Annotated in this window: 8 protein-coding genes and 1 pseudogene; 2 read left to right on the forward strand and 7 right to left on the reverse strand. The window is 70.7% G+C overall.

The annotated features are described in order from the left end of the window. Positions 1-27: 27 nt before the first annotated feature. From AOK03_RS23675 to AOK03_RS43510, 3 genes are read right to left on the reverse strand one after another with little or no spacing between them, the layout of a single operon-like run. Complete coding sequence (locus AOK03_RS23675) at positions 28-774, reverse strand: succinate dehydrogenase/fumarate reductase iron-sulfur subunit (RefSeq protein ID WP_055567347.1); 747 nt, start codon at positions 772-774, stop codon at positions 28-30. Next, the gene (locus AOK03_RS23680; RefSeq protein WP_055567348.1) at positions 771-2,720 is read right to left on the reverse strand and encodes a fumarate reductase/succinate dehydrogenase flavoprotein subunit; all 1,950 of its coding nucleotides are present in this window, start codon (positions 2,718-2,720) and stop codon (positions 771-773) included. Before AOK03_RS23680 ends, AOK03_RS23675 begins: the two co-directional genes overlap by 4 nt. Next, the gene (locus AOK03_RS43510; protein ID WP_208609582.1) at positions 2,721-3,428 is read right to left on the reverse strand and encodes a succinate dehydrogenase; all 708 of its coding nucleotides are present in this window, start codon (positions 3,426-3,428) and stop codon (positions 2,721-2,723) included. Between the two features lie 95 nt (positions 3,429-3,523). Between AOK03_RS43510 and AOK03_RS23690 the strand changes: the two genes are divergently transcribed. Further along, the gene (locus tag AOK03_RS23690) at positions 3,524-4,399 is read left to right on the forward strand and encodes a LysR family transcriptional regulator (protein ID WP_055567350.1); all 876 of its coding nucleotides are present in this window, start codon (positions 3,524-3,526) and stop codon (positions 4,397-4,399) included. 15 nt (positions 4,400-4,414) lie between these two features. Here AOK03_RS23690 and AOK03_RS23695 read toward each other — a convergent pair whose 3' ends face one another. From AOK03_RS23695 to AOK03_RS23710, 4 genes are all read right to left on the reverse strand, one after another. Next, a complete protein-coding gene (locus tag AOK03_RS23695) occupies positions 4,415-5,158 on the reverse strand; it encodes a VOC family protein (protein WP_107098082.1) in 744 nt (247 codons plus the stop codon). Between the two features lie 44 nt (positions 5,159-5,202). Continuing rightward, entirely contained in the window at positions 5,203-7,338 is a 2,136-nt protein-coding gene (locus AOK03_RS23700; RefSeq protein WP_055567352.1) for a putative bifunctional diguanylate cyclase/phosphodiesterase, read from the reverse strand. Then, a complete protein-coding gene (locus AOK03_RS23705; protein ID WP_055567353.1) occupies positions 7,335-8,147 on the reverse strand; it encodes an SAM-dependent methyltransferase in 813 nt (270 codons plus the stop codon). The genes AOK03_RS23700 and AOK03_RS23705 overlap by 4 nt, the downstream gene beginning before the upstream one ends. A 214-nt stretch (positions 8,148-8,361) precedes the next feature. Next, a complete protein-coding gene (locus tag AOK03_RS23710) occupies positions 8,362-9,342 on the reverse strand; it encodes an SCO0930 family lipoprotein (protein ID WP_055567354.1) in 981 nt (326 codons plus the stop codon). Between the two features lie 315 nt (positions 9,343-9,657). Between AOK03_RS23710 and AOK03_RS42720 the strand changes: the two are divergent. Then, positions 9,658-9,876: pseudogene (locus AOK03_RS42720) on the forward strand (hypothetical protein); the annotation flags it as partial.

Below are 9,876 nucleotides of genomic sequence, written 5' to 3' on the forward strand. Positions count from 1 at the left end.
GCCGTCCCGCGGACGACCGCGCAGCGGCTACCGACTGACCTTCCGGGTCGCCCGCAGCCACTCCTTGTTCATGGCGGCGATGGACGGCAGCGGGATCCCCTTCGGGCAGGCCGTCGCGCACTCACCGGTCAGCGTGCACCCGCCGAAGCCCTCCTCGTCCATCTGCGCGACCATGTCGAGCACCCGCGTCTCCCGCTCGGGCGCACCCTGCGGAAGCACGTTCAGATGGTTGACCTTCGCCGAGGTGAACAGCATCGCCGATCCGTTGGGGCAGGCCGCCACGCACGCGCCGCAGCCGATGCACTCGGCGTGCTCGAAGGCCGAGTCGGCGTCCGCCTTGGGCACCGGAGCCGCGTGTGCCTCGGGCGCCGCGCCGGTCGGGGCGCTGATGTAGCCGCCGGACTGGATGATCCGGTCGAAGGCCGAGCGGTCCACCACCAGGTCCTTGACGACCGGGAAGGCCGCGGCGCGCCACGGCTCGATGTCGATCGTGTCGCCGTCCTTGAAGGAGCGCATGTGGAGCTGGCAGGTGGTGGTGCGCTCGGGGCCGTGCGCGTCGCCGTTGATGACGAGCGAACAGGCTCCGCAGATGCCCTCGCGGCAGTCGTGGTCGAAGGCGACGGGGTCGTCGCCCTGGACGATGAGCTCTTCGTTGAGGGTGTCGAGCATTTCGAGGAAGGACATGTCGGAGGAGATCCCGTCCACTTCGTACGTGGACATCGCTCCGTCGGCGTCGGCGTTCTTCTGGCGCCAGACGCGCAGGGTGAGCTTCATGCGTAGCTCCGCTGAGTGGGGTGGACGTACTCGAAGACGAGGTCTTCTTTGTGGAGGACGGGGGCGTCGCCGGTGTCGGTGAACTCCCAGGCGGCGGCGTACGAGAACTCCTCGTCCACGCGGGCCGCCTCACCGTCCGGGGTCTGGGACTCCTCGCGGAAGTGGCCGCCGCATGACTCGGCGCGGTGCAGGGCGTCGAGGCACATCAGCTCGGCGAGTTCGAGGTAGTCGACGATGCGGTTGGCCTTCTCCAGGGACTGGTTGAACTCCTCGCCGGTGCCGGGCACCTTGATGCGGCGCCAGAACTCCTCGCGGATCTGCGGGATGCGCTCCAGGGCCTTGCGCAGGCCCGTCTCGGTGCGGGCCATGCCGCAGAACTCCCACATCACTTCGCCGAGTTCGCGGTGGAAGGAGTCGGGGGTGCGGTCGCCGTCCACGGACAGGAGGAGGTTCAGCCGGTCCTCGGTCTCGGCGAGGACCTCCTGGACGACCGGGTGGTCGTCGCCCACCTCGTCCTTGTGCGGGTTGCGCGCGAGGTAGTCGTTGATGGTGGACGGCAGCACGAAGTAGCCGTCGGCAAGGCCCTGCATGAGGGCGCTCGCGCCGAGCCGGTTGGCGCCGTGGTCGGAGAAGTTGGCCTCGCCGACCGCGAAGAGGCCGGGGACGGTGGTCTGCAGGTCGTAGTCGACCCAGAGGCCGCCCATCGTGTAGTGCACGGCGGGGTAGATCCGCATCGGCACCTCGTACGGGTTCTCCGCGGTGATCCGCTCGTACATGTCGAAGAGGTTGCCGTACTTCTCCTCGACCTTCTTCTTGCCCATGCGCGCGATGGCGTCGGCGAAGTCGAGGTAGACGCCCTGTCCGCCGGGGCCCACTCCCCTGCCCTCGTCGCAGACGTTCTTCGCGGCGCGGGAGGCGATGTCGCGGGGCACGAGGTTGCCGAAGGAGGGGTAGATGCGCTCCAGGTAGTAGTCGCGCTCGTCCTCGGGGATCTTGTTCGGCGGGCGGTCGTCGCCCTTGGCCTTCGGCACCCAGATGCGGCCGTCGTTGCGCAGCGATTCACTCATCAGCGTGAGCTTGGACTGGTGGTCGCCGGTGCGCGGGATGCAGGTGGGGTGGATCTGGGTGAAGCAGGGGTTGGCGAAGTACGCGCCGCGCCGGTGGGCCCGCCAGACGGCGGTGGCGTTGGAGTTCATGGCGTTCGTCGACAGGTAGAAGACGTTGCCGTAGCCCCCGGAGGCGAGGACCACCGCGTCCGCGAAGTAGGTGTCGATCTTGCCGGTGATCAGGTCACGGGCGACGATGCCGCGCGCCCGGCCGTCGACCACGATGACGTCGAGCATCTCGGTACGGGGATGCATCTCCACGTTGCCCGCCGCGATCTGCCGGCTGAGCGCCTGGTAGGCGCCGAGGAGCAGCTGCTGGCCCGTCTGGCCGCGCGCGTAGAACGTCCTGGAGACCTGGACGCCGCCGAAGGAGCGGGTGTCGAGGAGTCCGCCGTACTCGCGGGCGAAGGGCACGCCCTGCGCGACGCACTGGTCGATGATCTCGACGGAGATCTGCGCGAGGCGGTGCACGTTGGACTCGCGGGCGCGGAAGTCGCCGCCCTTGACCGTGTCGTAGAACAGCCGGTGGATGGAGTCGCCGTCGTTGCGGTAGTTCTTCGCGGCGTTGATGCCGCCCTGCGCGGCGATCGAGTGGGCGCGGCGCGGCGAGTCCTGGTAGCAGAACTGCACGACGCGGTAGCCCTGTTCGGCGAGGGTGGCTCCGGCGGAGCCGCCGGCCAGGCCGGTGCCGACGACGATCACGGTCTGCTTGCGGCGGTTGGCCGGGTTCACCAGCTTCGCCTCGAAGCGGCGGGTGTCCCAGCGCTCGGCGATCGGACCGGTGGGGGCCTTGGCATCCACGACCGGCTCGCCGGTCGCGTACTCAGCAAAGGTGCTCATTCAGCTCACCACTCCGGTCATGACGCCTACGGGGACAGAGATGAAGCCGACCGTCAGCACCAGCGCGAGCCCGTTGGCGAGCGGCTTCAGGACGCGGTTGCGGGTCGCGGTGCCCACGCCCAGGGTCTGCGCGGCGCTCCACAGTCCGTGCCGCACGTGGAAGCCGACGGCGACCACGGCGACGATGTAGATGACGTTGCCGTACCAGGTGGAGAAGGTGTCGATGACGTTCTGGTAGGGCTTCAGGTGCTCGTAGTCGCCCGGGTGCACGGTGCCGGTCGTCAGGTCGAGGATGTGCCAGACGATGAACAGGGCGAGGATGATGCCGCCCCAGCGCATGGTGCGGGTCGCGAAGCTCGCTTCCCGCCTTTTGTGCACGTACTGGGTGGGGCGCGCCCTGATGTCGCGGCGGCTCAGCTGGTACGCGGACGTGGCGTGGGCGACGACGGCGACGACGAGCACCGCGCGGAACAGCCAGAGCGTCCACTCGTAGTGCATGAAGGGCTCGCCGAGGGTGCGGAGCCAGTGCGCGTAGCGGTTGATCTCCGCGGGGCCGAAGAAGATCTTCAGGTTCCCGATCATGTGCAGGAACAGATAGAGCAGCATGATCAAGCCGCTGACCGCCATCACCGTCTTCTTGCCGATGGTGGAGTCCCAGAGCGTGCGGGTCATGGACGGCCGTTTGTCCGTCCGCGTTGCCAGAGCCATGTCAGAGACGCTACGGCCGAAAGTCCCGATCGGTCCAAGAGATGGTTCGGCTCATCTCCATAGCCTGACCCTATGAAGCATCGTATGGTCCGTGTATGCAATTCCAGCAGCTGCACTATTTCGTCGCGGTCGCCGAGACCCGGCACTTCACGCGGGCCGCGGAGGAGGTCCACGTCTCCCAGCCCTCGCTGTCGCAGCAGATCCGGGCCCTGGAGAAGGAGCTCGGCGCCGAGCTCTTCAGCCGGGCGCGGGGAAACATCACGCTCACCGACGCGGGCGAGGCGCTGCTGCCCCTGGCGCGCCGCATCCTCGCCGACGCGGACACGGCCCGCATCGAGGTGCAGGAACTGGCGCAGCTGCGCCGCGGCCGCATCCGCCTCGGCGCGACACCCAGCGTGTGCACGGGCCTGCTCCCGGACGTCCTCCGCGCCTTCCACGACCGTCACCCCGGGATCCAGCTCCTCATCGAGGAGGGCGGCTCGCACGATCTCGTACGGGAACTGGCACGCGGCGCCCTGGACCTGGCGCTGGTGGTCCTCCCCCTCCCCTCCCCGTCACCGGCGCTGACGACGCTCGAACTGCTCCGCGAGGACCTGGTCGTGGTGTCGGCCCCCGACGCGCGGAGCCTCGGACGCACGGTCCGCATCGCGGACCTCCAGGGCGAACGCCTCGTGATGTTCCGCCACGGCTACGACCTGCGGGAGCTCACCGTCTCCGCCTGCCGCGCCGAGGGGTTCGAGCCCGAGTTCGCGGTGGAGGGCGGCGAGATGGACGCGGTGCTCGGCCTCGTCCGCGCCGGGCTCGGGGTGGCGGTGGTGCCCCGCATGGTCGCGGAGCGCTCGGGCCGCGACCTGCGCATGACCCCCCTGGCCAAGCCGAGCCTCCACCGCACGATCGCCCTCGCCCACCGCAGCGACGTGGCACCGCCCAGGGCGGCGCGTGAACTCCAGCGGATGCTGCTGGCACGCTGAGGGCTGCCGTCGGGGTTACGACGGCAGCCCTCCCGTCTCCGGATCACGGCCCGTCAGGCAGTACGTCACGCCGGCCGGATCCCGCATCACGAGCCAGGTGGCGCCGCGCGACACGAAGACCGCGCCGCGGCTCTCGTGCCGGGCGCGCACCGCGTCCGGGTCCGAGCAGGCCAGGTCGAGGTGGGCCCCGGCGGGACCCGGAGCCGCCAGGCGCTGCAGGAGGAGCCGGACGGGCAGGTCCGCGGGCGGCGTCACGCGGTGGAACTCGGGGAGGGCGCCCGCGGTGGAGTCCCAGGCCGTGAGCTCCGACCAGAAGGTGACCTCCTGGTCGTACGAGTCCGGGGGGACGTCCAGGCACAGCCGGTCGAGGCGGCTGACGGCGCCGTCGGGCGCGGTGACCGGCGCCGGGCGCGACTTCTCACCGGACCAGGGCACGACGCAGAACAGCACGCCGCCCGGCGAGCGCAGCACTTCGAGGCCGTCCTCCGCGAAGACCGCGGCCGCGCCGAGCGCACGGGCCTCGCCCGCGGTGCCAGCGACGTCGTCCACGGCGAGGTCGAGGTGCGCGCCGCCGGGCCCCGCCACGGCCTGCGCCTTCACACACGGGTCGGCGCCGCCAGGGGGCAGCAGCGTCACGAACTCGCCGTCCGCGCCCCGGGGTTCGGACAGGCGCGAGCCGGTGACCGCGGTCCAGAAGGCGCACGCCTGCGGGAAGCGGTCGCGCGGGCGGTCGATGAACGCGTACGCCCAACGGATCACGGCTCGGCCCTGCCCGTCGCCACGGCACGTGCCCACGCCACGGCTCAGCCCGTCGCGTCCGCGAGAGCCAGCTCGTGCAGCCGGTCCGGCGGGCCCGGACGGGCGTAGTACCAGCCCTGCGCCGTGTCGCAGCCGAGCTCACGCAGCTGGTCCGCCTGTGCGCCCGTCTCCACGCCCTCGACGGTGACCGCGAGGTCGAGGCTGTGCGCGAGCGCGACGATCCCCTCGACGATCTTGAGGTCGACCGGGTCGGCGGGGAAGTGCTGCATGCCCTGGGTGAACGAGCGGTCGAGCTTGAGCACGCTCACCGGCAGCCGACGCAGATTGGCGAGGTTGGAGTAGCCCGTGCCGAAGTCGTCCAGCGCGATGTCCACACCCATCTCGGCGAGCCTGCGCAGCGGCTTGAGCAGGTCGTCGTCGGCTCCTATCAGAGCGGACTCGGTGACCTCCAGGCACAGGGCGCCGGGCTCCAGGCCCTCGCGCTCCAGGATGTCGACCGTGTCGGAGACCAGGCCGGGGTGCGTGAGCTGCATGGGCGACAGGTTCACGTTGACGCGGAGCGGGCCCGCCTCGGTGTGGCGTGCCTCCCAGCGGCGGGCCTGGCGCACGGACTCCTCCAGGACCCAGCGGCCGAGCGGCACGATCAGGCCGGTGTGCTCGGCGAGCGGGATGAAGCGGTCCGGGCCGATGATGCCGTGCTGCGGGTGCAGCCAGCGCACCAGCGCCTCGGCGCCGCGCACGCTGCCGTCGCCGAGGTGCACGAGCGGCTGGTACTCGATGAAGAACTCGCCGCGCTCCAGGGCGGCGGGCAGCGCGGTGGTCAGACCGTGCCGGGTGATGGCGCGGGCGTCGGCCTCGGGGTCGGCGAGCTCGTAGCGGTTGCCGCCCGCGGACTTGGCCCGGTACATCGTGATGTCTGCGCTGCGCAGGACCTCCGCGGCGCCGCGCTCACCGGCCGGGCCCTCGACGATGCCGATGCTGCCGCGCACGGTCAGCTCGCGTCCGTCGACGCGGATCGGGGTGGCCAGGGCGTTCATGATGCGCCCGGCGAGCTCGTCCACCTCGGTCTCGGTGTCGGGTCCCGTGGTGAGCGCCACGAACTCGTCGCCGCCGAGCCGGGCCACCATCTCGCCGGGGGCGGTCGCGCAGGACTGCAGCCGGTCGGCGACCTCGACGAGCAGCCGGTCGCCGGCCGCGTGCCCGAGGCTGTCGTTGACGGTCTTGAAGCCGTCCAGGTCGAGGTAGCAGAGCCCGAACCGGGCGTTCTGCCCCGCGGAGAGCGCCTTGTCCAGGCGCTCGAAGAACAGGGTGCGGTTGGGCAGCCCGGTGAGCGCGTCGTGGGTGGCCTCGTACCGCAGGCGGAGGTTGAGGAGCCGGCGCTCGGTGGTGTCCTCCATCAGCGCCAGCTGGTACTGCGGCACTCCGTCCGCGTCGCGCAGCAGCGACACGGTCAGATTGGTCCACAGGACCGTTCCGTCGGGGCGGTAGAAGGCCTTCTCCACGCGGTAGTGCTCGCGCTCGCCGCGCACCAGCTCCTCGTAGAGCTTCCAGACGTGGGGCGAGTCGTCGGGGTGCGTCCACTCCCCCACGTTGCGTCCGCGGAGCTGGTGCTCCAGACCGCCGAACATGCGGATCAGCGCGTCGTTGACCTCCAGGACCGTGCCGTCGAGGTCGGCGATGCCGATGCCGATGGCGGCGCCGTGGAAGACGGCGCGGAAGCGTGCCTCACTCGCGTGCAGGGCCTCGGCGACGGCGCTGCGCGCGCTCAGGGCGGCCCGGGAGATCGCCTCCTGCTCGGCGAGCGTGCGCTCGCGCAGCGCCTGGGCGAAGCCCGCGGCCATGGCGTGCTGGATCCGGGCGGAGCGAGCCCGCAGCTCTTCCCGCGGGCCGTCGCCGCCGCAGTACAGGACCAGGTAGGCGTCGATGCAGTCGAGCGTGCGGCTGAGCGCCTCGGGGTCCGTGCAGTGCGTGCCGATGAGCGCGGCGCCGACGGCCTGGCTCTCCGCCGCGTCGAAGATCCGATCCTGCAGCGCGTCGTTCAACCGCCTGGCGAGCGGCACCAGTTGCTGTTCGAATTCGGGACGGGTCAGCGAGGTCGCCGTCACGGGGAAGATCGCACGGCTCCAGATGGTGGCGAACCGGCGGAGTCTGTCCTCGGGTCCGTCCTGCGCGCCGCTCAAAGCTTCCGTCCCACGCCCGCGAATCCCGAGAAGGAGTACGGATCCTCCTCCTCGGGCGCAGTGTCGGGCCGCCAGTGCGGCATCGGCACCAGGCCGGGTTCCACCATGTCGTATCCCTCGAAGAACCGCGCGATCTCGTCGCGCGAGCGCATGATCAGTGGATTGCGGATGTCCTTGTATACACCGACCGTCCGGCCGACTTGTTCGGGGGGGACGGGGATCCCTTCGTACGAGGCGTGACTGAGGACGACGAGGCTGCCGGGCGCGAGTGCGTCCCGTAGTTCGGCGACCGCCGCGTAAGGATCGTACGCGTCCTCGACGAAGTGCAGGACGGCGACGAGGAGAAGAGCCACCGGGCGGTCCAGGTCGAGGACCGAGGCGACCTCCGGACTGCCCAGAATGTCCCGGGGTTTGCGCAGGTCCGCGGAGACAGCGGCGGTCCGCTCGGTGCCCTCCAGCACGGAGCGGCTGTGCGCGACGGCGACCGGGTCGTGGTCCACGTAGACGACGGCGGCGTCGGGGCTGGCCTGCTGCGCCACCTCGTGGACGTTGCCGAACGTCGGGATGCCGGAGCCGATGTCGAGGAACTGGGTGACGCCCTCCCCCACGGCGTGGTGCACCGCCCGCCGCATGAAGGCACGGTTCGCCTGCATGATCTTCGGGAGCCCCGGCATGAACTCCATGGCCTTGCGGGCCGCTTCCCGGTCCACCTCGAAGTTGTGCGAGCCGCCCAGGTAGTAGTCGTAGATGCGGGAGACGCTGGGCATCGAGAGGTCGATGCCGGGCGGTGCCCAGGCGGGACGCTCCATCAAGACTCCAAGGCGTAGGGGGACGGCGCAAGCGCTCCGGTGTTCGAGGGTGAGGCTACTGATCGTCTGCCAAGGGAGCGAGTCAAAACGGAAATTGGCGGTCCGTTCTCGGTCACTGCCTTTGGCAAGTGCCTTATCCCACACCGTCAACCGGCCCGCCCCCTCCATGTGATATGGGAGGGGACGGGCCGGTCTGTCCGACTGCCGGGGCGGGCTACTCGGGTGCGCCCACCGGCTTGCCCTGAGGACTCGCCGCGTACCAAGTGCCGCCGACGCCTTGCCCGTTGGTGTCGCCGGGCTTCTTGTCCCCGGAGAAGGTGTACATCGGCCAGCAGTCGATCGTCTGCTGCTTCTTGCCGTCCGGCCGGTCGAACACGGTGAAGCCCTTCTTGAGGATTCCTCGAGTGTCGTTCTTGGCCACGGGTTCGACGACGGGCCACTTGTCGAGGCAGGCCCCGGTGCAGGCGGACTTCATCGGCCAGGCGGAGTCCTTCGTGAAGCGGTAGACGGTCATTCCGTTCTTGTCGACGACGATCTCGCCGAGCTTCGGATCCTTGCGGGTGGACAGGCCCGCGGGATCGACGGGGGCGGTGTCGGCCGTGGCGGGCGCCGCCTTCTTGCCGTCGGGGGCCGCCGCGTACCAGGTGCCGCCCACCCCCTGCCCCTTGGCGTCGCCCGGTGCGGCGTCCTGCGCGTACCGGTACATCGGCCAGCCGTCGATGGTCAGCTGCTTGGTGCCGTCGGCGGCGGTGACCTCGCCGAGCAGGGCCTCGTCGACGCCCGGGGCGGCCTTGGCGCCGTCGGCGGGGACGGCGGGCCACGCCTTGAGGCAGGCGGCGTCGCAGTTGGACTTGGGCGGCTGGGCGGTGTCCTTGTCGAAGCGGTAGAGGGTGAGGCCCGCGCTGTCGGTGACGACCTTGCCGAGCTTCTTGCTGTCCCACACGGCGAGTTGCCCGGCCGCCTCGGCCTTGGCTCCCGCGCCCTTGTCCGCGGCGTCGGAGTCCGCTCCGTAGCCGTCGTCCCCGCCGTAGCCGTCGCTCTTCGCCGGCGCTTCGTTGCCCACGTTCTGACCGTTCGGGGACTGCTCGCCCTTCTCCTGGCCGCACGCCGTCGTCAGCGCCAGCAGGGCCGCGGCTGTCGCCACGAGCGAGGCGCTCCGCCAGGCCCTGGGGGAAACCCCACTTGGATACAGCATCGTTGACTCCCACTGTCCGCAGAGGTGTCGTGACGCCCGTCTGCGTCACGACATGGCCCTAGGTACGGGGCGGGACGGCAGGCGCGTTCAACCGGGCCGAAGATTCTTTGCGGAACGTGTGGTGCGGGCGCGTGCGTCGCGGCCCGGTGAATCGAACACAGGGCAGGCGCAGGGCGCGCGGCGTCAAACACGTGTCGTGTGCGGATCCCCCCTTCGGGTCATTCGGCGGCACGCCGGGCGTGGCGGGGGCGCGCGCGGCTCATGCTCCCCGTCGTGCACGGAACTCCGCGACCTTTATCGCCCCTCGTCACACGCGTGTTGGCGCTCCTCGCACTGGCCCTGCTGCTCGGCGCCTCATCGGCCGTCGGCTCGGCGTCCGCCGACGACTGCGCCTACGCGTCGATCGGCCAGGGCGGCTCCACGAGCGGCGGCACGGTCGCCGTCGCGGGCGACGGCGCCGACTGTCACGCCGGACCCACACATCGCCCGAAGCCACCGCCGCCACCTCCACAACCACCGCCGCCACCCCCGCCC

This window comes from Streptomyces atriruber (genome assembly GCF_001418325.1).
Classification (GTDB): Bacteria; Actinomycetota; Actinomycetes; order Streptomycetales; family Streptomycetaceae; genus Streptomyces; species Streptomyces atriruber.

Coding starts and splice junctions, on each gene's coding strand:
- AOK03_RS23675 (WP_055567347.1), bottom strand. CDS start 774: ATGAAGCTCACCCTGCGCGTCTGGCGCCAGAAGAACGCCGACGCCGAC.
- AOK03_RS23680 (WP_055567348.1), bottom strand. CDS start 2,720: ATGAGCACCTTTGCTGAGTACGCGACCGGCGAGCCGGTCGTGGATGCC.
- AOK03_RS43510 (WP_208609582.1), bottom strand. CDS start 3,428: ATGGCTCTGGCAACGCGGACGGACAAACGGCCGTCCATGACCCGCACG.
- AOK03_RS23690 (WP_055567350.1), top strand. CDS start 3,524: ATGCAATTCCAGCAGCTGCACTATTTCGTCGCGGTCGCCGAGACCCGG.
- AOK03_RS23705 (WP_055567353.1), bottom strand. CDS start 8,147: ATGGAGCGTCCCGCCTGGGCACCGCCCGGCATCGACCTCTCGATGCCC.
- AOK03_RS23710 (WP_055567354.1), bottom strand. CDS start 9,342: ATGCTGTATCCAAGTGGGGTTTCCCCCAGGGCCTGGCGGAGCGCCTCG.